At 72.1% G+C, this 21,454-nt stretch carries 16 protein-coding genes; 6 read left to right on the plus strand and 10 right to left on the minus strand.

Features of this window, described 5'->3' with window-relative positions; translation table 11 throughout:
* Positions 1–79: 79 nt before the first annotated feature.
* Both OG562_RS17170 and OG562_RS17175 read right to left on the minus strand, forming a co-directional pair.
* Positions 80–727 carry a SurA N-terminal domain-containing protein gene (locus OG562_RS17170; RefSeq protein WP_266398510.1) on the minus strand — a complete coding sequence of 216 codons (648 nt, stop codon included), beginning with the start codon at positions 725–727 and terminating at the stop codon, positions 80–82.
* Positions 728–884: 157 nt separating this feature from the next.
* Positions 885–1,715, minus strand: a complete 831-nt coding sequence (locus OG562_RS17175; protein ID WP_266398513.1) for a glycoside hydrolase domain-containing protein — start codon at positions 1,713–1,715, stop codon at positions 885–887.
* A gap of 320 nt (positions 1,716–2,035) precedes the next feature.
* Between OG562_RS17175 and OG562_RS17180 the strand changes: the two genes are divergently transcribed.
* The gene (locus tag OG562_RS17180) at positions 2,036–2,440 is read left to right on the plus strand and encodes a hypothetical protein (protein ID WP_266398516.1); all 405 of its coding nucleotides are present in this window, start codon (positions 2,036–2,038) and stop codon (positions 2,438–2,440) included.
* A 103-nt stretch (positions 2,441–2,543) separates the two neighbouring features.
* Here the strand turns inward: OG562_RS17180 and OG562_RS17185 are convergent, their stop codons facing one another.
* Positions 2,544–3,284: an HNH endonuclease family protein gene (locus OG562_RS17185; RefSeq protein WP_266398518.1), complete on the minus strand. Its 741-nt coding sequence runs from the start codon at positions 3,282–3,284 to the stop codon at positions 2,544–2,546.
* A gap of 191 nt (positions 3,285–3,475) precedes the next feature.
* Between OG562_RS17185 and OG562_RS17190 the strand changes: the two genes are divergently transcribed.
* Positions 3,476–3,655, plus strand: a complete 180-nt coding sequence (locus OG562_RS17190) for an antitoxin (RefSeq protein ID WP_266398521.1) — start codon at positions 3,476–3,478, stop codon at positions 3,653–3,655.
* 158 nt (positions 3,656–3,813) lie between these two features.
* On the opposite strand, the gene OG562_RS17195 is transcribed toward OG562_RS17190, so the two are convergent.
* Positions 3,814–4,701: a hypothetical protein gene (locus OG562_RS17195; protein ID WP_266398524.1), complete on the minus strand. Its 888-nt coding sequence runs from the start codon at positions 4,699–4,701 to the stop codon at positions 3,814–3,816.
* 107 nt (positions 4,702–4,808) lie between these two features.
* Between OG562_RS17195 and OG562_RS17200 the strand changes: the two genes are divergently transcribed.
* The 3 genes from OG562_RS17200 (at position 4,809) to OG562_RS17210 (ending at position 6,777) form a co-directional block, all read left to right on the plus strand.
* A complete protein-coding gene (locus OG562_RS17200) occupies positions 4,809–5,405 on the plus strand; it encodes a TetR/AcrR family transcriptional regulator (protein WP_266398527.1) in 597 nt (198 codons plus the stop codon).
* Positions 5,406–5,509: 104 nt separating this feature from the next.
* Entirely contained in the window at positions 5,510–6,289 is a 780-nt protein-coding gene (locus OG562_RS17205; protein ID WP_266398530.1) for an SDR family NAD(P)-dependent oxidoreductase, read from the plus strand.
* Positions 6,290–6,405: 116 nt separating this feature from the next.
* Positions 6,406–6,777: a MerR family transcriptional regulator gene (locus OG562_RS17210; protein ID WP_266409333.1), complete on the plus strand. Its 372-nt coding sequence runs from the start codon at positions 6,406–6,408 to the stop codon at positions 6,775–6,777.
* 92 nt (positions 6,778–6,869) lie between these two features.
* Here OG562_RS17210 and mfd read toward each other — a convergent pair whose 3' ends face one another.
* From mfd to OG562_RS17225, 3 genes are all read right to left on the minus strand, one after another.
* Entirely contained in the window at positions 6,870–10,427 is a 3,558-nt protein-coding gene (gene mfd, locus OG562_RS17215; RefSeq protein ID WP_266398532.1) for a transcription-repair coupling factor, read from the minus strand.
* Positions 10,428–10,676: 249 nt separating this feature from the next.
* Positions 10,677–13,256: an ABC transporter permease gene (locus OG562_RS17220; protein WP_266398535.1), complete on the minus strand. Its 2,580-nt coding sequence runs from the start codon at positions 13,254–13,256 to the stop codon at positions 10,677–10,679.
* Positions 13,253–14,041 (minus strand): ABC transporter ATP-binding protein, encoded by a 789-nt coding sequence (locus OG562_RS17225; protein WP_266398538.1) that lies wholly within the window; start codon positions 14,039–14,041, stop codon positions 13,253–13,255. Before OG562_RS17225 ends, OG562_RS17220 begins: the two co-directional genes overlap by 4 nt.
* A 492-nt stretch (positions 14,042–14,533) precedes the next feature.
* Between OG562_RS17225 and OG562_RS17230 the strand changes: the two genes are divergently transcribed.
* Positions 14,534–16,102 (plus strand): MFS transporter, encoded by a 1,569-nt coding sequence (locus tag OG562_RS17230; RefSeq protein ID WP_266398541.1) that lies wholly within the window; start codon positions 14,534–14,536, stop codon positions 16,100–16,102.
* A 112-nt stretch (positions 16,103–16,214) separates the two neighbouring features.
* Here OG562_RS17230 and OG562_RS17235 read toward each other — a convergent pair whose 3' ends face one another.
* The 3 genes from OG562_RS17235 to OG562_RS17245 all read right to left on the minus strand — a co-directional run bounded on the left by OG562_RS17235 (position 16,215) and on the right by OG562_RS17245 (position 21,151).
* Positions 16,215–17,099 carry a cellulose-binding protein gene (locus tag OG562_RS17235; protein WP_266398543.1) on the minus strand — a complete coding sequence of 295 codons (885 nt, stop codon included), beginning with the start codon at positions 17,097–17,099 and terminating at the stop codon, positions 16,215–16,217.
* A gap of 186 nt (positions 17,100–17,285) precedes the next feature.
* Complete coding sequence (locus OG562_RS17240; RefSeq protein ID WP_266398545.1) at positions 17,286–20,150, minus strand: SUKH-4 family immunity protein; 2,865 nt, start codon at positions 20,148–20,150, stop codon at positions 17,286–17,288.
* Positions 20,151–20,158: 8 nt separating this feature from the next.
* Positions 20,159–21,151 carry an SMI1/KNR4 family protein gene (locus OG562_RS17245; protein WP_266398547.1) on the minus strand — a complete coding sequence of 331 codons (993 nt, stop codon included), beginning with the start codon at positions 21,149–21,151 and terminating at the stop codon, positions 20,159–20,161.
* Between the last annotated feature and the right edge of the window lie 303 nt (positions 21,152–21,454).

Consider the following 21,454-nt stretch of genomic DNA (forward strand, 5'->3'; position numbering starts at 1 on the left):
GTAACCCACGCCCGCCGACAGCCTCGCGAGTTATCCACAGGCCGGGTGGATCATTCATACCGGCCGGTCGTCAGGCCCGTCACGTCGTCTGCTGGGTCTCCGCCGTGGTGATCTCCCGTACCCACGGCGTCTTCGCGTCGACGCGGCTGACCTTCTGCGCGTCCCAGCTGCCGTAGCGGGGGTTGAGGTCGACGTCGAGTTCCTTGGACGCCTTGGACAGGGCGTTCCAGAAGGCGGGCTGGCTGGTGTCGGTGCCGAGCTGGGAGGCGAGTTTCTGGGCCTCCAGCTGGAGGTGGAGGTTCTCGTCGAGGCGCTCCGGCGGGATGCCGTACTGCTGGAGCCACGCCGTCTCCAGGCCCTTCGCGCCGCCCGCCTGCTGCTCCAGGCCGGTCCGCATCTCCTGGACCTCCCGGCGGCTGACGGTGATGTCCGCGTCCTGGGCGGCGCGGTGCAGCACCCGGTCGAGGACCATGCCGTGCAGGGTGTCGCGGGCGAGGGTGCCGGTCTGGGCGATGGCCTGCGCGTACTGCGCGTCGTCGGCGACCGCCGCGCGCTGGGCCGCGCGTACCTCCTTCACCCGGCTCTCCAGCTGGGCGACGGTGATCCGCTGGCCGCCGACGACGGCAGCCGCGCCGGGATGCGCGTCGCTCCCGCAGGCGGTGAGGAGAGGGGCCGCCACGATCGCGGCGGACAGCAAGAGCGCGGTGCGACGACGTCGGCGGTGCAAGGAAGCCTCCCGAGGAGATTGTGCGGCGGTGCACAAAGTCTTGCGGTGATCGATGGTAGGCAGTGGTCCGGCTGGGGCCAACCCATTGGACCAACGATTCACCAGGACTTCGGGCACCGCCGCGCCCGCTCCACTCCTCCTGCGCTGCGCCCGTGGCTCAGCCGACGAGGGCGACCGGGGCGTCCCACGCGTCGCGGTCCACGGTGATCGTGTATCCGCCGCGGGTCTCCTTGCTGTTGACCATGTACTGGTGGCCGCGGCTGTGGTCGGTGTACTGCGTGGCGCCCCACGGCCAGTCCGTGGTGGTGGTGTTCTTCTTGTCCCACAGCGCGTACCAGAGGTTGCCCGGCAGGTCGGTCTTGTCCGTCGCGGTGGCGATGGCCTTGGCGCTGGAGCTGCTGAAGCCGTAGTAGCCGGCCCGGTACGTCTTGGCGCGCAGCGCCTTGGTGAAGGAGCGCACATACGTCAGCACGGCGTCGTTGCACGCCTTGTTCGTGATGTCGTACGGCTCCATGTCGAGGTAGATCGGGCTGCCGGCCTTCATGCCGAGCGCGGCGGCCTTGGCGACGGCGTCCGCGCCGTCGGTCGTGCCGAGGGAGGCGGCCGTGGCGGCGGTGAGCTTCTCGGGGCTGGAGCCGGTCTGGCAGGACGGCTGCGCGCCGACGTAGAGCGGTATGAGCTTCCAGCCGATCGAGTTGACCGACTTCACCCAGGACGCGGTGAGGTTGGGCTGGGCGCAGCCGCGGTTCTTGCCGCCCACGTAGACGGCGGCGCCGCCGTAGAAGGCGTCGGCCTTCCAGGCCTTCATCGCGGCCAGGGAGGGCGCGGTGCAGGCGTCGAAGGCACGGCCGGTGTAGGTCTTCTGCGCGGGCCAGGTGGTGGCCGCCATCGAGGTCTGCGCGGCGATCCCGGCGCCCGCGACGACGGCTGCGCCGGCCACGCCCCACGTGATGTATCTGCGCTTCCTGGACTGCTTGTGCTCGGCCATCCCCGCCCTAACGTCGTTCGTTCGTGTGCGCGCACGCCCGCGCGTGCACGAGTGTGCACGCGGGCGTCCCCTGAAGTCGTCCGGCTTCGGTGCGGCGGTACAGCGGGACGGCGGTACGGCTGTACGGCCCCCCTGGCCCTCTGTCCCCCTGTCGCCCGGCATCCGAAGCGCATCGCACCGTAACCTGCGGCGCGCCTGTGATCGGAAAACACAGGTTCCTCTTAGCCACAAGATTCCCTCATGTCACAGTAAAAAAGCGAGTCCCTCTGCCGGGGCCGATCCGTGCCCTACCCTTGCCCCCTGGTGACTTGGGGGGCGTGATGACGATATCGACGGCGACCGGTGCGGAAAGACGGCTGGAGGCCGGCTGGTTCCAGCGGCTGGCCTGGGCGGCCCTGGTGTGGGTCTCCTTGGGCTTCCTGGTGTGGGTGCCCTTCCTCTATGTGGCGATCCGCCGCGGACGCCCCTCGGACTGGGGCGCCTTCGCCTCGTTCACGCTGTACGAGTGCGTGATCCTGCCGTGGTCGCTCGTCACGGAGGAAGGCGACGGCGACGCCATCCTGGGGGTCGTGGTGGTCGTGACCATGCTGATGGCGACGGGACTGCTGCTGTTCGCCCTGTTCGACGCGCGGACCCGCCCGGCGCCCGCGCCGGCGTACGGAGCGGGCGCCCCGAATCCGTACGGCCAGCCGACGTATCAGCAGGGCTCCCCGTACGGGCGATAGGCCGCCCCCGCCCCCGCCCCGCCCCGCCCCGCCCTGCATCTGCGTCTCCGTCCGCTCAACGGCCCTGCCGCCGCAGGGATCCACGGACGCTCAAGCCCTCCGCTCAGGCCGCCGCGTGGAAGCGTTCCGGGGCCTTCGTCGGGTTGCCGCCCGTGGGGAGTTTCTGGGCGGGGCAGGTCGAGAGGACCTTCTCCATCGCGGACTTCTCCGCCGCGGTGACCCACAGCCCGTACTTCTTCTTCACGGCCACCTGCGCCGCCACGTACGTGCACCGGTAGGCCTTGTTGGGCGGCACCCAGGTCGCCGTGTCGCCGTCCCCCTTGGAACGGTTGGTGCTCGCGTCGACGGCCAGGAGGTTGAGGGGGTCGTTGGCGAGGGCTATCCGCTTGCTCGCGTCCCAGTACTTGGCGCCCTTCTGCCAGGCGTCCGAGAGGGCGACGACATGGTCGATGTCCACCAGGCTGCGGCCGCGCCGGTAGGTCACGTCCTTGCCGGAGTACGGATCCGACTCCAGCACGCCGTAGGACACCTTGCAGGTCCCGCCGGTGAACTTCACCTCCTCCAGGTCGCGTTTGAGTATGTCGTCCCGGGTGTCGCAGCCGTTGGAGTCCGTGTCCGCCCAGGCCGTGCCGAACTTGCCTCGCTCGTACCCGGTCTTGGGCGCGCGCCCCTTCACCGTCAGCGACTCGGCCGCCTTGAGGGCGGCTCCGCCGCCGCCCGCTCCCGCGCTCGCCGTCCGCTCCGGTCCCGCGGACCCCGATTCCGTGGTCGGGTCGCAGCCCGCCACGGCCGCGGTGCATATCAGTACGACGGCGGTCGCCGCCCCACCCCTCAGACGCGTCACGTGCGCCCCTCCCCTTGCTGTCCCGCTCCCACCCCGCACAGGGCGGTTTCCCCTGGCGGACGCTGGCACACACCGTAACGAGGGGGCGCTTGGAGGCAGCCGGGAGGTCCAGACCACACCCGCCCCGAGTGGGCATATCGCGCATGTCGGGAATATCGTCGGTGATGAGTCACCTCCCAAAGGAGCTCTGGATGGGCATCTTCGACAGGTTCAAGAGCCAGGCGCGACACAAGGCCAGGGACACGTCCGACGTCGCGGAGAAGAAAGCCAACGAGAAGACGGGCAACAAGTACGAGTCCCAGGTCGACACCGCGCAACAGCAGATGAACGAGCGGCTCGGCATCAACGAGGACCGGCGCGAACAGCCGTAGCCCGAAGACCCACCGAGAACATCGGGCCCGGCCGCCGGGCCCCCGTGCCCTCAGCACCCCTCAGCACCCTTCCGTAACCCCTGCGAGACGGGAAGCCGCCCGCGGAGCCCCAGCGGCCGCGGGCGGCTTTCCCACGGGGGAGGCCGGCGAGTCCGGGGTCAGACCTTGCCGATGCCCAGCGTCGACTCCGACGGGAGCAGGCCGGAGCCGATCACCGCGACCCAGTAGTCGCCGAGGAGCGCGGCGAGGCGCTCGGCGCCCTCGGAGCCCAGGGCCCGCCAGGGGCCCAGGGCGAGCCGGTCGGTGTCCTGTTCGATGCGGCGGCGCAGGTCTCGGCCCGCCTCCGTCGCCGTGCCGTCCGCTTCGATCAGTCCTCGGGCGGCCAGCCGGTCCCGGGCCGCCGCCCATTCCTCGGGCGTCCAGCCACGGCTCTCGAAGCGCTCCACGGACGCGGCGCCTATCGCGGCGAAGGACACCAGCGACTCGACGGGGTCGAGGCCGGCGAGCAGCAGGGCGGCCAGATGGCCGTCGCCGCGATGCTCGCGCAGGATCGTCGCCGCCTGCCAGAGCTGGAGGTGGGGTTCGGCCGGCCACTCCAGCGCGGCGTTGGCCGCGGCGAGCGGGCGGCCCGCGGTGTCCGCGGCCTCGGCCGCGCTCCGGGCGAGGGCGGCGGCCTCCGCCAGCTCGGGGCGGTCGATCAGGTCGCCGAACAGCGTGCGGTACGCGCGGTCGATGCCCCGCAGTCTCGCCGCCAGCGCGACCTCGGGACCGGTGGCCTTCCAGGCGTCGTCGAAGTACCGCGCGACCATCGCGGGCCGGAAGCCGTAGAAGGCGGAGGCCACCGCCTGGCTGCCCACCGGGCCCAACGGCGCCGCACGGAACGGGAAGTAGCTCGCCCAGCGGTCCTCGGCCGAGTACCCGAGCGCGCCGGCCTCCTCGAAGACCTCCGGCGCGTAGTACAGCACCGCGTGCAGCGGCTCCAGCAGGTGCCAGAGCCTGCGCGCCTGGGCCGGTTCCACCTGGCGGTCCACCTGATTCTCGGACATGACGTCTCCCCCTCGTCCTGTTCGGCATGCGCCATAACTTGACACTGACTAGATTGCCCGAAGCCCGCGAACTTGTCAATGCCTAGATGCGGCGTACGCTGCTGTCCATGAACCACCGCCCCTACCACCACGGCGACCTGCGCCGCGCCATCCTCGGCGCCGCCCTCGACGTCATCGCCGCCGAGGGCCCCTCCGGGCTGAGCCTGCGCGACCTCGCCCGCCGCGCCGGCGTCTCGCACGCGGCCCCGGCCCACCACTTCCGCGACCGCACGGGCCTGCTGACGGCGATCGCGGCGGAGGGGTTCGGCCTGCTCGCGGCCGCGACCAAGGAGGCCGCCGACCTGAAGGACGCGGGCGTGCGCTACGTACGCTTCGCCCGCGAGCATCCCGCCCACTTCCAGGTGATGTTCGCGCCGGAGCTCCTGCGCGCCGACGACCTCGAACTCACCACGGCCCGCGCCCTGGCCACCGACGCCCTGCGCACAGCCGTCTCCGCCGCCTCAGCGGTCTCAGCCGTCTCCCCTGTCCGCCCCGACAACGACAACGGCGACGCCGACGCCCGCCTCGCCGGTGTCGCCGCCTGGTCCCTGGCCCACGGGTTCGCCACCCTGCTCCTCAGCCACAACCTCGACGGCGCGGTGGGCGACCGCGACCCCGAGGAGGTGTTCCGGACCCTGGCGGGCATGCTGTTCCGGTCCTCATGACCCCGTGGTCACGACCCCGTGCCCCTCATGACTCCGCGCTCCTCATGACCCCGTGGAACAGGCGCTTGACCTTGACACCGGCGTCAGGGTCCGACGATTCCCTCATGAGCCGCCTCACCGAAGACACCAGCGAAACGACCAGCCCCCGCACCGTCGTCGTCACCGGCGCAGGTACGGGCATCGGCCGGGCCACGGCCCATGCCTTCGCCGCGCAGGGAGCGCGCGTGATAGCCGTGGGCCGGCGCTCGGCGCCCCTCGCCGAGACCGCCGCGTACGACCAGGACCGCATCGTCCCGCTCGCCGTGGACATCACGGGCGAGGACGGCCCCGCCACCGTCGTCCGTACGGCGCTGAAGCGGTGCGGCGGGCGGATCGACGTGCTGGTCAACAACGCGGCGGTCGTCAACACCGAGTCCCTGCGCACCTACACGCGCGCGTCCGTGCAGCCCCAGCTCGCGACGAACCTCCTCGCGCCGGTCCTGCTGACCCAGGCCGCGCTGCCGGCGCTGGAGGAGAGCCGGGGCGTCGTCGTGAACGTGACGACGTCCGTCGGACAGCGCGCCTGGCCCGGCAACTCCCTGTACGCGGCCGGGAAGGCGGCCCTGGAAGTGCTCACGCGCGGCTGGGCCGTCGAGCTGGCGCCGTTCGGGATCCGGGTCGTCGCGGTGGCGCCCGGCGCGATCGAGACGCCGATCGCCGACCACTCCGGCTACACCCCCGAGCAGCGCGCCGCGATCCGTGCGTGGCAGCTGGCCCACACCCCGCTCGACCGGCTGGGCCGCCCGGAGGAAGTCGCCTGGGCGATCGTCCAACTCGCTTCGCCCCAGGCCTCGTTCGTCACCGGCGTGATCCTCCCGGTGGACGGTGGAGCGGTCGTCGCATGAGACTGGCGGGCACGACGCTGACGAGCACTACACCGACAGGCATGAGGCAGACGGGCATGAGGCGGACGGGCGGGGAACCGGCGGGCGCCGAGCCGACGTGCACGGAACGACCCCGGCTGCGCATCGGCGAGCTCGCCGCGGCCACCGGCGCCTCCCCACGCGCCCTGCGCCACTACGAGCAGGCGGGCCTGATCGGCTCCGAGCGCGCCGCCAACGGCTACCGGCTCTACGACCCCGGCGTCGTCGTCCGGGTCGACAACATCCGCCGGCTCGTGGCCGCGGGGCTCACCCTGGACGACGTACACGTCTTCCTGCCGTGTCTGGACCGGGACGTGACCGCGGGGCCGCCGACCGGGCGGACGCTGGAGGTGGCGCTGCGGCGGCTGACGGTCATGGACGAGCGGATCGCGGCCCAGGTCGCGGTCCGCGACCGGCTCGCGGCGGCGCTGGACGCGGCCACCGGCGGACGGATCCGACCGGTGGCCTGAGAACCGCGAACCGCCCTCCCCCGAAGGCGAGTTCACGACCCCAGCGGCTACGCCCCCGGCAACTACAACCCGAGCGGCTACGAATCCAGCTGCTACGACCCCAGAATCGACGCCAGGAACTCCCCCACCCAGGCCAGCAGTTCGCGTCCGACGAGCGGCTTGCCGCCGACCCTCGCGGTCTTCGGGCGGGGTACGAGGATCTGGTGCGCAGCCGGTTTGATGACGGACCCGGGGTACAGCCGCTTGAGGCGCAGCTCCTGCGACTCGCGCAACTCCACCGGCGCGAATCGGATGTTGACGCCCTGCAGGACGATCTCGCCGACGCCGCACGCGCGGGCCAGCATCCGCAGGCCCGCCACCAGCAGCAGGTTCTCCACCGGCTCGGGCAACTTGCCGTAGCGGTCGACGAGTTCCTCGCGGACGGCCTTGACGTCCGCCTCCGAGTTGGCGGAGGCGATGGACCGGTAGGCCTGCAGGCGCAGCCGCTCGCCGGGCGCGTAGTCGTGCGGGACGTGGGCGTCGACGGGCAGCTCGATCTTGACCTCGAGCGGCGGCTCCTCCTCGATCCCGCCGGTCTCCAACTGCCGCCGGTAGTCCGCGACGGCCTCGCCGACCATCCGGACGTACAGGTCGAAGCCGACGCCCGCGATGTGGCCGGACTGCTCGCCGCCGAGCAGGTTGCCCGCGCCGCGGATCTCCAGGTCCTTCATCGCCACGTACATGCCCGCGCCCATCTCCGTGTGCTGGGCGATGGTGGCGAGGCGCTCGTGGGCGGTCTCCGTGAGGGGCTTCTCCGGGGGGTAGAGGAAGTAGGAGTAGCCGCGCTCGCGGCCTCGGCCCACGCGGCCGCGCAGCTGGTGCAGTTGCGACAGGCCGAAGGTGTCGCCTCGTTCGACGATCAGGGTGTTGGCGTTGGAGATGTCGATGCCGGACTCGACGATCGTGGTCGAGACGAGCACGTCGAACTTCTTCTCCCAGAAGTCGACGACGACCTGTTCCAGCGCCTGCTCCGACATCTGGCCGTGGGCGGTCGCGATGCGCGCCTCGGGGACGATCTCGCGCAGCCGGGCGGCGGCTCGGTCGATCGACTCGACCCGGTTGTGGATGTAGAAGACCTGGCCCTCGCGCAGCAGTTCGCGGCGGATGGCGGCGCCGATCTGCTTCTCCTCGTACGGGCCGACGAAGGTGAGGACCGGGTGGCGCTCCTCGGGGGGCGTGGTGATCGTGGACATCTCGCGGATGCCGGTGACCGCCATCTCCAGGGTGCGCGGGATGGGGGTCGCGGACATCGTCAGGACGTCGACGTTCGCGCGGAGCTTCTTCAGCTGCTCCTTGTGCTCGACGCCGAAGCGCTGCTCCTCGTCGACGATGACCAGGCCGAGGTCCTTGAACTTCGTCTCGGAGGAGAACAGGCGGTGGGTGCCGATGACGATGTCCACGGAGCCCTCGCGCAGGCCCTCCAGGGTCGCCTTCGCCTCGGTGTCGGTCTGGAAGCGGGACAGGGCGCGGACCTTCACCGGGAACTGCGCGTACCGCTCGCTGAACGTCCCGAAGTGCTGCTGTACGAGCAGTGTCGTCGGCACCAGGACCGCCACCTGCTTGCCGTCCTGGACGGCCTTGAAGGCCGCGCGGACCGCGATCTCCGTCTTGCCGTAGCCGACGTCGCCGCAGATCAGACGGTCCATCGGGACCGTCTTCTCCATGTCGTCCTTGACCTCGGCGATGGTGGTCAGCTGGTCGGGCGTCTCCGCGTAGGGGAAGGCGTCCTCCAGCTCGCGCTGCCAGGGGGTGTCCGCGCCGAAGGCGTGGCCGGGGGCCGCCATGCGCGCGCTGTAGAGCTTGATGAGGTCGGCCGCGATCTCCTTGACGGCCTTCTTGGCGCGCGCCTTGGTCTTGGTCCAGTCCGCGCCGCCCAGCCGGTGCAGGGTGGGGGCCTCGCCGCCGACGTACTTGGTGATCTGTTCCAGCTGGTCGGTGGGGATGTAGAGGCGGTCGCCGGGCTGGCCGCGCTTGGCGGGGGCGTACTCCACGACCAGGTACTCGCGCGTGGCGCCCTGGACCGTGCGCTGCACCATCTCGATGTAGCGGCCCACGCCGTGCTGCTCGTGGACGATGTAGTCGCCCGTCTCCAGGGTGAGCGGGTCGATGGTCTTCCTGCGGCGCGCGGGCATCCGGGCGCCGTCTTTGCCGGCCGCCTTCTGGCCGGTCAGGTCGGTCTCCGTCAGCACGGCGAGCTTCAGTACGGGGTCGACGAAGCCGTAGTCGATCGAGCCGCAGGAGACGTGGACGACGGACGGGGCGATCTTCCCGAGTTCGGCCTCCAGGCGGGCCGCGACGCCCTCGCCGCCGAGGACCTCGACCGTGCGGGCCGCCGGGCCGTGGGCCTCGGTGACGAAGACGACGCGCCAGCCGTCGGCGAGCCAGCCCTTGGTGTCGGCGAGCGCCTTCGCGGTGTCGCCGCGGTAGGTCTCGGGGGCGTGCATGCCGAGCTTCAGCGTGTCGCCCGCCGCATCGGCGGCGACCGTCTCCGTGAGCTCGCCGTCCGCCGCGAACGGCGACACCGACCACCACATCATGTCCAGCTCGCGCGCGCGGTCGCGGACGTCCGCGATGGACCACAGGGAGGCCGCGTCGACGTCGATGGGCGCCTCTCCGCCGCCGGCCGTGGCCGCCCAGGACGCCTGGAGGAACTCCTGGGAGGTCGCCACGAGATCGGCGGCACGCGTGCGTACCCGCTCGGGGTCGCAGACGACGGCCATCGCGCCCTTGGGCAGGACGTCGATCAGCAGCTCCATGTCGTCGACCAGCACCGGGGCCAGCGACTCCATGCCCTCTACGGCGATCCCCTCGGCGATCCTGCCGAGCAGCTCGCCCAGCTCGGGGTGCTCTTCGGCGAGGGCGCCCGCACGCGTGCGCACCTCGTCCGTCAGGAGCAATTCGCGGCAGGGCGGAGCCCACAGGCCATGGTCGGCGACTTCGAGGGAGCGCTGGTCGGCGACCTTGAAGTAGCGGATCTCCTCGACGTCGTCGCCCCAGAACTCCACGCGCAGGGGGTGTTCCTCAGTGGGCGGGAACACGTCCAGGATGCCGCCTCGTACGGCGAACTCGCCGCGCTTCTCGACGAGCTCCACGCGCGCGTACGCGGCGGCGGCGAGGGCCTCGACGATCTCGTTCAGGTCGGCGCTCTGACCGGTGCGCAGGGCCACGGGCTCCAGGTCGCCCAGGCCCTTGACCTGCGGTTGGAGCACCGAGCGGACCGGTGCCACGACGACCGAGACCGGGCCGGTCTCCGGGTCGTCGAGACGGGGGTGGGACAGCCGGCGCAGGACGGCGAGACGGCGGCCCACGGTGTCGCTGCGCGGGCTGAGGCGCTCGTGCGGGAGCGTCTCCCAGGAGGGGTACTCCACGACCGTGTCCGGGGGGAGCAGCGAGCGCAGGGCGGCGGCCAGGTCCTCGGCCTCACGGCCGGTCGCGGTGACCGCGAGGACTGTGCGGGCGGTGTCCCGGGCGAGGGCGGCGATCGCGAAGGGGCGGGCCGCCGGGGGGCCGACCAGGTCGACGTGCATGCGGTTGCCGTCTGCGGCCGCGGGGATCGCTTCCGCGAGGGCGGTGTCCTTGACGACGGCGTCGAGCAGACCGTGCAGGCTCATGGAGGGGGCTTCCTGGGTGGGCAACGCGAAGGGCCCGACGCGTGTCACGGGCCGGGGGTGTCCAGAGTACGACGGGGCGGGGTTGTTCGCCGGGGGCTGTGGACAACCTCGGGGGCGGTGGGGTGAGCGGAGGAACGAGCGGAGGGGTTTTCGCCCCCGCCGCCAGAGGCCGAAGACGACGACAGCGGCCGGGGTCGAGAAGTCCCCCGTGACTTCTCGACCCCGGCCGCGTTCCCCCGTGGTTTGTGGCTACTCCGTGGCGATCGCGTTCAGGACGTTCATCCGGCCCGCCCGGAACGCCGGGATCAGGGCGGCGAACAGGCCCACGAACGCGGAGGCGACGAAGACGCCGATGATGGTCGGCCAGGGGATCTCGAGGACGTTCAGGCCCTCCAGGGCGAGGAGTTGCTGGGCGGTGGCGCCCCAGCCCATGCCCAGGCCGAGGCCGAGCAGTGCGCCGAAGAGGGCGATGACGACCGACTCCATGCGGATCATGCGGCGCAGTTGGCGGCGGGAGAGGCCGATCGCGCGCATCAGGCCGATCTCCCGGGTGCGCTCCACCACCGACAGGGCGAGGGTGTTGACGACGCCGAGGACCGCTACCACGATCGCGAGGGCCAGGAGGCCGTAGATCAGGTTCAGGAGCTGGCCGATCTGGTCCTTCAGGGCCTGCTTGTAGTCGGTCTGGTCGCGGACGGTGTACTGCGGATAGTCGTGCAGGGCGGACTTGAGGGACGTGTAGGCGGCGTCCTGCTGACCGTCCTTCGCCGTGGCGAAGACCATCGCGTCCAGAGGCATCTTGTCGGCGGGCACGTACTTCGCGAGCGTCGCGATGGAGATGTACTTGGCGCCCGAGTCGACGACGTCGTCGCTGGTGGTGATCGCGCGGACCGTCAGGTGGGCCGTACCGCCGTCCTCGAAGTCGACCGTGATCTTCGAGCCCAGCCTGATGCCGTGGTCCTTCGCGAACTTCTCGTGGACGGACATGGAGTCCGGCAGGTAGGCGTCCTTGAGGTCGCCCGCGACGGTCTTCTTGTGCAGGTCCGTCGCGTACGTCGGGTCGGCCGCCGTGATGTCGGTGTCCTTGAGCGTCTTGCCGTCGGGGGTGGTGTAGTCGGCCTCGAGGGCCTTGTACTCGGTGACCCGCTCCAGACCAGGCGTCTTCTTCACCGCCTGCACGGCCTGCGGGGTGATCAGCTGCCCGCCGTCGTTCTGGATGATGAAGTCGGTGCCCACGGTCTTGTCCAGCTCATCGGTGGCCGAGGCGACCATCGAGGAGCCGACCACCGACAGGCAGGCGACCAGGGCCAGGCCGATCATCAGGGCAGCGCCCGTGGCGCCCGTACGGCGCGGGTTGCGCAGTGCGTTGCGCTCGGCCATGCGCCCTACCGGGCCGAAGGCCCGCAGCAGGACCGCGCCGAGGACGCGGACCACGCCGCTCGCCAGCAGCGGGCCGATCACCACGAAGCCGATCAGGCTCAGCACCACGCCCAGGCCCAGCCAGAGCGAGCCCTCGGTCGCCTTGTCGGCGGTGGAGGCGAGGTAGAGGCCGAGGCCTCCGCCGCCGGTGAGGAGCAGGCCGAGCACGGCCCGTACGGCGCCGGCCTTGGCGTCGGCCGGGGCGCCTGCGTCGCGCAGGGCGGCCATCGGGGAGACCTTGCCGGCGCGGCGGGCCGGGAGGTACGCGGCCAGCACCGTGACGACTATGCCGAGGACCATGCCGATCACCGGGGTCGTCCAGGCCACGGTCAGATCGTCGGTGGACAGGTTCATGCCGGTCAGGCTCATGAGCCTCATCAGGCCGACCGCGATGCCGACGCCCGCGCCGACGCCGAGGACCGAGCCGACCACGCCCAGGAGCAGCGCCTCGGCCAGGACCGAGCGGTTGACCTGCTTGCGCGACGACCCGATGGCGCGCATCAGGCCGATCTCCCGGGTGCGCTGGGCGACCAGCATCGAGAAGGTGTTGATGATCAGGAAGATGCCGACCAGGAAGGCGATCCCGGCGAAGCCGAGCATCGCGTACTTCATCACGTTCAGGAAGTCGCCCACGTCCGCGCGGTTGGCGTCGGCGGTCTCCTTGGCGGTCTGCACCTTGTAGGCGGCGCCGATCTCGGCCGCCACGTTCTTCTTCAGCTGCGCGTCGCTCACTCCGGCCGCGGCCGTGACGTTGACGTTCGTGTACACGTCCGACTCGCCTACGAGCGTCTGCTGGGCGGTCTTCGTGTCCAGGTAGAAGATCGCCGCGCCGGGGTTGGTGACGGTGAAGGCGGCGATGCCGGTGATCTTCGCGGTGTGCGTGCCGACCGCGCTGATCACGCCGATCTCGTCGCCGAGCTTCAGGCGGTGCTTGTCGGCGGTGTCCGCGTCGATCATGATCTCGCCGGAGCCCCGGGGGGCCGCGCCGGAGGTGATCTTCATAGTGCGGGCTTCGTTGGCGTTCCAGCTGCCGACGATGGTCGGCGCGCCGCTGGACGGCGACAGGTTGTCCTTGTCGGCGTCGACGACGGTCACGGAACTCGAGAAGACGGTCCCCTCCGCCGACTTCACCCCTGGCGCCTTGCGGACCTCGCCGAGCACGGAGGCCGGCATGACCGGCGGCTTTCCGTTGCCGGAGATGGTCTCGCCGGTGTCCGAGGCGCTCTTCGCGCTCACCGTCACATCGGAGGAGGTGGCGGCGAACAGCTTGTCGAAGGTGGTGTTCATCGTGTCGGTGAAGACGAGCGTCCCGCAGACGAACGCGACCGACAGCAGGACCGCCACGGCCGACAGGGCCATGCGTCCCTTGTGCGCGAAGAAGTTGCGCATCGAGGTCTTCATGACGGTCATGACGTACGCCCCCGCGCGTCGAAGTCCTTCATGCGGTCGAGGACGGTGTCGGCGGTCGGCTTGAACATCTCGTCGACGATCCGGCCGTCGGCGAGGTACAGCACCCGGTCCGCGTAGGAGGCCGCCACCGGGTCGTGCGTGACCATCACGATGGTCTGGCCCAGCTCGTCGACGGAGCGGCGCAGGAAGCCCAGGACCTCGGCGCCCGCGCGCGAGTCGAGGTTTCCGGTCGGCTCGTCGCCGAAGATGATCTCGGGGCGGGCGGCGAGGGCGCGGGCCACGGCCACGCGCTGCTGCTGACCGCCGGAGAGCTGGGTGGGACGGTGCCTGAGGCGGTCGGCGAGCCCGACGGTCTCCACGACCTGGCTCAGCCACGCCTTGTCCGGCTTGCGGCCGGCGATGTCCATGGGCAGCGTGATGTTCTCTATCGCGTTCAGCGTCGGCAGCAGGTTGAACGCCTGGAAGATGAACCCGATCCGGTCCCGGCGCAGCTTGGTGAGCTTCTTGTCCTTCAGCCCGGTGATCTCGGTCTCGTCCAGGTAGATCTCCCCCGACGTGACGGTGTCGAGACCGGCGAGGCAGTGCATCAGCGTGGACTTGCCGGACCCCGAGGGGCCCATGATCGCGGTGAACTGACCGCGGGCGATGTCCACGTCGACGTGGTCGAGCGCGACGACCCGGGTCTCCCCGGACCCGTACGCCTTGACGACCTGCCGCGCCCGCGCGGCAACGGCCGTACGCCCTCCAGTGCCCCCGTGCCTGGGAATGGTCACAGCCGATGTCACGGTAAGTCTCCTATGTCGGAAATGAAGGAGCAGCAATGAGCTGCGTTTCGGTGTGGTTCGGTGCGGTGAGTCAGCGAGTTGCGCTACGTCGATGAGTCTGTCGGCGGGAGGGGGTCCGGCGCGCTGGTGCTCGGGCCCCTCTTCGCAGGGGGTTAACCCCACCCCCCTCCGGCGGGGAAGCCGCCCCCGTCGGCATAAAGCCAGGTTAAGGACGGGAGCGGCCCCTTCTCCTCCTCCGGGGGTACCAGGTCCCCCCGATCCGTAGTGCGGAGGGACCCTTAGGGGCTGTCCACCGACGGGTGGAGCGTCTCTCGGGGGCGCCTCCACCCTCCGGCCCACGCCCCGGCCTCCTCCGGCCCGCTCTCCGGCCCTCTCCCCAGTCCGTTCTCCGGTCTGCCGAGGCTGCGCCCTCCCGTGGCGTGAAGGTCAAGTGGGAAGCTGTCGTCCGGCAGATAGGTGCAAGGGGCAACGGGGCGCGGGGGAGGACTTCCGGTGGGCGGTACGAAATCGGCGGCACGGGGCGCCGCACGGCGCACCGCGACCCGCGGGCGGGGCGCGGTCGTCGCGGCCCTCATGCTCGCGATGGCGCTCGCGGCGCTGGACTCCACGATCGTCTCCACGGCCGTCCCGCAGATCGTCGGCGACCTCGGCGGGTTCTCCGTCTTCTCCTGGCTGTTCTCCGGCTATCTGCTCGCCGTGACGGTCACCCTGCCCGTCTACGGCAAGCTCTCCGACACCTTCGGCCGCAAGCCGGTGCTGGTCACCGGCGCGGCCGTCTTCCTGCTCGGCTCGCTGCTGTGCGCGCTCGCCTGGAACATGGCGGCGCTGATCGCGTTCCGCGTCGTGCAGGGGCTGGGCGGCGGGGCGCTGCAGGGCACGGTGCAGACGCTCGCCGCCGACCTGTATCCACTGGAGGAACGCCCCAAGATCCAGGCGAAGTTGTCCACGGTGTGGGCGGTGTCGGCGGTCGCGGGCCCGGGGCTCGGCGGGGTCCTGGCGGCGTACGCGGACTGGCGGTGGATCTTCCTGGTCAACCTGCCCATAGGGGCCGCAGCGCTGTGGCTGATCGTCCGTCATCTGCACGAGCCCGCCCGCGACTCGACGGCAGGCGACTCGACGGCCCGGGATTCGACGGCCCGGGATTCGACGGCCCGGGATTCGACGCCACGCGCGCGTGTCGACTGGGCGGGCGCGCTCGCCGTGTTCGCGTGCGGCGGGGTGCTGCTGGCGGCGCTGGTGCAGGGCGGGGTGGCCTGGCCGTGGCTGTCGGGGCCCTCGCTCGCCCTGTTCGGCACGGGGCTGGCGCTGGCCGGTCTCGTCGTCGTCATCGAGCGCCGGGCCGCGGAGCCGATCATCCCCGGCTGGGTCTGGCGTCGCCGTACGATCGCCGCGGTCAACCTCGCGCTGGGCGCGCTGGGCCTGCTGATGGTGGCCCCCACGGTGTTCCTGCCGACGTACGCCCAGTCGGTGCTGGGGCTGGCTCCCGTGGCCGCCGGATTCGTGCTGTCCGTCTGGACGTTGAGCTGGCCGGTGTCGGCGGCGCTGAGCCAGCACGTGTACCGGCGGATCGGTTTCCGCAACACGGCGCTGATCGGGATCGGGGCGGCGGCGCTGATCCTGCTGGCGTTCCCGTTCCTGCCGTATCCGGGACAGGCCTGGCAGCCGACGCTGCTGATGCTGCTGCTGGGCGGCGCGCTGGGGCTGTTCCAGCTGCCGCTCATCGTGGGCGTGCAGTCGACGGTGGGATGGGCGGAACGCGGTACGACGACCGCGTCCGTCCTCTTCTGCCGGCAGACCGGGCAGACGATCGGCGCGGCCGTCTTCGGAGCGATCGCCAACGGCGTGCTGGCCGCACGCCTCGGCGGCGCGAGCGACCTGGACTCCGTCACCCGCGCCCTCGACGCCGGCACCGCCCCCGAGGCCACCCGGCACGCCATCGCGAGCGCCGTGCACGCCGTCTACCTCGGAGCCGCGTGCGCCGCCGCGTGCGCCTTCCTGGTGCTGCTGTGCGTGGCGCCGCGCCGGTTCCCGGTGCTGCAGAACACGGAAACCGGCGACTGACACAGCCCGCACGCCCGCACGCCCGGCGCACAAGGTCGCGCAGGGCGCACAGAGCACACAAGGCGCACAGAGCGCCTTCTGCGCCGCCGCGTTCACCTTCCGGAGCCGACGGTCACTTCACCGTGCCCCCCGTGAGCGCTCTCAGGCTGTCCTGCACCTGGTCCATGTGCGCCTGTACGTCATCCCAGCGTTCGCTGTGTTTGCGCAGCACCCGTTCCGTCTCCCGGGCGATGCGGTCCTCCTTGAGGCGGGCCTCGGCGAGGATCTGGGCGGCCAGCGCGCGTGCCTCCTCCTGGCGCTGACGTGAGGACTCCTCGGCCGCGGCGAACTCCCGCTGCGCCTCGGCCAGGGTCTCCTCGGCACGGGCCACCGCCCGGGCATGGTGCGCGTCGAGGGCTGCGGCCCGTTCGACGGCCTCGCGCTCCGCCGCCGCCCACCGCTCGGCCTGCTCCTTCTTCGGCTCGACGAGCAGGCCGGCGGTGCCCTGCCGTACCTCGCGCAGGGCCGCGAGCGCCTCGCTGCGGAACTCCTTCACCTTGTGCCGGGCACTGACTCGGATCCCGTGCGCCTCGGCGCGCATGGCTTGCATCCGCCGACGGGTGTGCTCCCTGGCCTCCGCGCGGATCGCGTCCGCCTCTTCCTGCGCCGCCCGGCGCACGCTGGCAGCGCGCGCCTCGGCCTGCGCGACCTGCTCCTCCGCTTCGCGCCGGGCACGTTCGCGTACGTCCGCCGCCTCTTCCTGGACGAGCTCGAAAACGCGCCGTGCGCGCTCCCCGAGGCTGTCGTACGCCTGCGGCCCGATCCGCGCCACGGCCTCACGCAACCGCTCGGCCTCCACCACCATCTCCTTGGCGAACACGGTGAGCCGGGCGACCCGCTCCCAGGCGGCGTTGCGTTCGGCGGAGAGCGCAGCGGTGTACGCCTCGACCTGTTTGGGCCAGTAGCCGCGCCCACGAACGGTCACGAACCCCGGCGGTGACACCCTTGTGCTGCTCATTCTGTAGCCCCTCTCCACCAGACGACGCGAAATAATGATTTCCCGCATATCTTGATGTGTCGGGCGTAAGCGTTCATAACGCGACACTCCGCGCATAGGTCACAAGCAATTCCGTACACAAAAGGGCCGGGCCCGGTCACACGACCAGGCCCGGCCCTCCACACACGCGTCAGCGGGACAAACGCGTCACAGCAGCCCGTCCCACATCTGCTCCAGCAGCACCGACCACCAGCTCTCCGGCGAACCGAGCGCCGCCGGGTCCAGCGAGGCCAACTGCGCCTGGAAGTCGACGGTCCAGCGGCCCGCCTGCTCCTGGTTCAGCCCGAACCGCAGCCGCCACATCCGCCCGAGCAACGCCAGACAGCGCGCGAACTCCGGCAGCCCGGTGTTCACGAACTGCGGCGGTACGGGCGCACCGCCCGGCCCCGCCTCCACGGGCACGGCGACGATGTTCGCCGTCCCGTACTGCACGCAGATCGCCTTGCCGAAGTCGCTGCCCATGACGAGGTACGACCCCGCGTCCGAGGCCGGCTGCACACCGCGCTCCGCCGCCAGCTCCGCCAGCGTCGGCACCGGCCGCCCCGGCTGGGCCTGCGCCCAGAAGAACGGACCCATGTCCGCCGGCAGACCCGCCACCACCAGCGTGTGCGCCACGACCGGCGGGACGCCCTGCCGGGACACCGCGGCCTGCTCGAACCGGAACACCCCCGGCCCGAACGCGGCCGCCAGCTCCTGCCCGATCCCCTCCGGCGGAATCGGCGGCGCCGGCTGCACCGGCGGCAACGGCGCCCGCACCGGCCCCGGCCGCGCGGGACCGTCGGCCACCTGATGCAACTCGCCCTGGTGCACCAGCAGCTGCTGCATGCCCTGCTGCCGGCTCGCGTGATCCGTGCCGTACGGCGCGATGCTCGTGATGCGCGCCTGCGGCCACTGCTCCCGGATCATCCGCGCGCAGTACGCGCCCGGCAGCTCGCACGACTCCAGCTCGGTGTGCAGCTCCAGCACCTGGTCCGGGGGCACGTTCATCGCCCGCAGCTCGTGGAAGATCTGCCACTCCGGGTGCGGGGTCCCCGGCGCGGAGCGCCGGATCAGCTGCTGCTCCGAACCGTCCTGCGCGCGATAGCGCAACACGGCCTGATAGCCCGGGCCCACCGTCGGCAGCCCCGGCTGCTGCGGATACCCGTACGCCGGAGGCTGCCCCGGCACCGGGCCGCCCGGCGGCGGCATCGCACCCGGCGGCATACCGGGAGCGCCCGGAAACCCGGGGGCGCCGGGAGCACCGGGGGCGCCGGGGACGTACGGCGGCGGAGGCGCGCCGGGACCGCCCGCCGCGGGTCCGGCCAGCATGGTCTGCGCGTGGTGCACCGCACCCTGCGCGCCTCCTGCGGAGCCGGGAGCCTGCGGTGCGCCCGGGACGCCGGGGGCGCTTGGGGGCATGCCCGGGGCGTTCGGAGGCTGCGGCGCGCCTCCTGCGCCAGGCCCACCCGGACCGCCAGGTCCGCCCGGCCCCATCCGACCGGGGCCGGCGAGCATCGTGGCGGCGTGGTGCACCCCGCCGGGCGGCGTACCGTCGGGCGGATTCGGGCCGGCGGGAGCGCCCGGACCACCCTGCGCGCCGGGCGCGTTGGGCGCACCCGGAGCACTCGGTGCACCCGGAGCACCCGGAGCACCCGGAGCACCGGGCCCGCCCGGACCCGCCGGACCGTCGGAGTCGAGGGCCGACACCATCCGTGTGGGCACGTACCCGCCCGCCGAAGCGCCGGGCGCGCCCGGAGCCGAAGGCGCGGGCGGCGGAGGCGGCGGCGTACCGCCCGGCCGCGCGCCCGGCGTACCCGGAGCGCCCGGCGGAGGCGGCGGCGTCGATCCACCACCACGCGCCGCCCGACGCGGAGGCGGCGCCGCCTTGCTGGTCGCGGCGTCGGCGATGTCACCGGCGTTCGGCGCGAGCGGCCGCCCCGGCCCGGACGAACCGGACGGAGGCTGCGGCGCGCCCGCACCCTGCGGATAGCCGTAGGAAGCGCCCGGCGGAGGCGTGCCCTGCGACGGGGACGGAACGGGGGGCGGGGGCGGAGGCGTGCCGGGACCGCCCGGACCCTGTCGGTGCCCCTGCTGCCCCTGCTGCCCCTGCTGCCCCTGCTGCCCCTGCGGATAGCCGTACGACGAAGGAGCCGGACCGCCCGGCGGAGGCGTGCTCCCCGGCGCACCCGGACCGCCCGGACCACCCGGACCGCCCTGCCCCCCTGGTCCGCCCGGACCACCAGGCGTCCCAGGCGCCCGAGGCGTTCCCGGCGTGCCGCCGAACGCCGGTGCGATCGCCGTCGGCGGGAGCTGGCTGCCGCCCGAGATCAGCTCCGTCTTGTCGCCCGCGGAGGCCGCCGGGACGTCGAAGTCGTCGGCACCGCTCAGCGGCGGGGCGAACACGGTCGCGGGCAGCGGCACGGAACGGTCGTCGCCGACGTCGGCGTTGGTGTCCGTCCCCGTCCAGGGCGTCGCCCCGACGGGAACGGCGGGCGCGCTCGGAGCGGGCCCCGTCGGCACCCCGGCCTGCGTCTGCGGAAGCGAGGGATCGACGGCGAACCCACCCCGGACACCAGCACCCGCACCCGCACCAGAACCCGCACCCACGCCGGAGGCGGCAGCACCGGAGTCGGCACCCCCGTTCCCCCGCCGATCCGGGATCCCCAGCTTGTCCGCCGCCTCCTGCAACCACTCCGGCGGCGACAGCAGGAACGACGTCTGGTTCAGGTCGACCCGGGCCGCAGGCGCCGGGGGCGCGTCCGCGGGGGCGTCGGGACGGCCGTACTCCTCCTCGTAGCGGCGGACGACCTCGCCCACCGGCAGCGCGGGCCACAGCGTGGCCTCGCCGCTGTCGCGGGCGATCACCAGGCGCTGCGCGCCCCCGTCCGAGCGCGGACCCTCCGCCCGGTCCTCGGCCCACACCACGAACCCGAGTTCGAACTCCCGTACCCGCACCTCACGATGCTGGTACGCCGGAACGTCCCCGTTGATCCACTCTTCCGCACGCTCCTGCGCCTGCGCGAACGTCACCATCGTCCCGCTCACTCCCCCGCGCCGACGGACGCCACCGGCACCGCACGCGCGAACCCGCCGTCCACCATCAGATTCGCCACCGTCTCCAACTCCGGCGGATTGCCGGCCAGCCGCGACAGGAACACGTCGAAGTCCTCACCGCACGGCAGCAGCAGCCGCCCCATGCGCTCCGCGGGCGACCACGCCGGATCCACGTCCCGCGCATCGTCGTAGGCGCAGAACCACACCGAGCCGGTCCGCTCGCCCTTCACCTTCACGGCCAGCAGCCCGCCCTGCACGAAGGCGACGCCCAGGAAGTCCTTCGTCAGGTGATCGCGCAGACACTTGTTCACATAGACCAGGTCGTTGACGGCCGCCTCGTCCCGCACCGTGAAGAACGGCTGGTCCACCAGCAGCCCCAACTCCGCGTCCAGCGCCGCCCCGACCGGAGCACAGCCGCCGGCCGCCTTCAGGAACGACCGGTACGCGCCCGGCAGCCGATACCCGAGGTCCTCCTCGACCCCCTGCACCTGCTGCTCCGTCACCGCACCGCCCGACTTCGGCAGCCCGAAGTGCGCCGGACGCGTCTCCTGCAACGGCCGCGTCCCGCGCTTGCCGTGGTCCACCAGCGCCGTCGCCACCCCGCCGTGGTGCCGCAGCAGCGCCTTCACCTCGACCGGAACCAACTCCAGCCGCCGCGAGCCCACCACGTGATGCCACGTCCAACCGTGCGGAGTCGCCACGTTCGCGACCGTGTCCCACAACGCGTGTCCCGACGCCGCCAGCGCCGCGTTCGCCGACACGTAGTCCGTCAGCCGCAACTCGTCGACGCCGAAACCCTCCGGCGGCTCCGCGATCTCCGCGATCGCCCGGGCATAGGGCGAGAACACCGGGTAGCCCCGCTCGTCCATCCGGACCCCACGCGGGTGGCGTGCGGCCCGGACCGGGTCCGGGAAGTGCACGACCTGCCCGGCATAGGCCGCGTTCGGCGGCGCGGCGTGCCCGAGCCGACCTGTCGTCATGGCGGTTGCCCCCTGCGGCATTCTGTACGGCCCGCAGCGGCCGGTTCCGCTTCCGGACCCGACCCGCCACGCCCCGTATCGACTGTCTCCAACGGTCTCCAACGCGCGCCGACCGCGCGCATCACGGTGCCGACAGCCTATGCGGTACGACGACACCGGTCACCGGGCCTCCACTTCGGTGACCAGCCGTCACAGCCTCGTGACAGCCCGCCCAAACCGGGCGTGTCGCAACGCCCCAGCTACCGCACCCGCCACGCCATTTGGCACCCTGTGACGTCCGGGGGGATGCTCAGGAGGGGAAGA

Origin of the sequence: Streptomyces sp. NBC_01275 (assembly GCF_026340655.1) — a bacterium.
Lineage (GTDB): Bacteria > Actinomycetota > Actinomycetes > Streptomycetales > Streptomycetaceae > Streptomyces.

Coding starts and splice junctions, on each gene's coding strand:
- OG562_RS17220 (WP_266398535.1), bottom strand. CDS start 13,256: ATGACCGTCATGAAGACCTCGATGCGCAACTTCTTCGCGCACAAGGGA.
- OG562_RS17245 (WP_266398547.1), bottom strand. CDS start 21,151: ATGACGACAGGTCGGCTCGGGCACGCCGCGCCGCCGAACGCGGCCTAT.
- mfd (WP_266398532.1), bottom strand. CDS start 10,427: ATGAGCCTGCACGGTCTGCTCGACGCCGTCGTCAAGGACACCGCCCTC.
- OG562_RS17175 (WP_266398513.1), bottom strand. CDS start 1,715: ATGGCCGAGCACAAGCAGTCCAGGAAGCGCAGATACATCACGTGGGGC.
- OG562_RS17180 (WP_266398516.1), top strand. CDS start 2,036: ATGACGATATCGACGGCGACCGGTGCGGAAAGACGGCTGGAGGCCGGC.
- OG562_RS17205 (WP_266398530.1), top strand. CDS start 5,510: ATGAGCCGCCTCACCGAAGACACCAGCGAAACGACCAGCCCCCGCACC.
- OG562_RS17235 (WP_266398543.1), bottom strand. CDS start 17,099: ATGAGCAGCACAAGGGTGTCACCGCCGGGGTTCGTGACCGTTCGTGGG.
- OG562_RS17190 (WP_266398521.1), top strand. CDS start 3,476: ATGGGCATCTTCGACAGGTTCAAGAGCCAGGCGCGACACAAGGCCAGG.
- OG562_RS17195 (WP_266398524.1), bottom strand. CDS start 4,701: ATGTCCGAGAATCAGGTGGACCGCCAGGTGGAACCGGCCCAGGCGCGC.
- OG562_RS17240 (WP_266398545.1), bottom strand. CDS start 20,150: ATGGTGACGTTCGCGCAGGCGCAGGAGCGTGCGGAAGAGTGGATCAAC.
- OG562_RS17200 (WP_266398527.1), top strand. CDS start 4,809: ATGAACCACCGCCCCTACCACCACGGCGACCTGCGCCGCGCCATCCTC.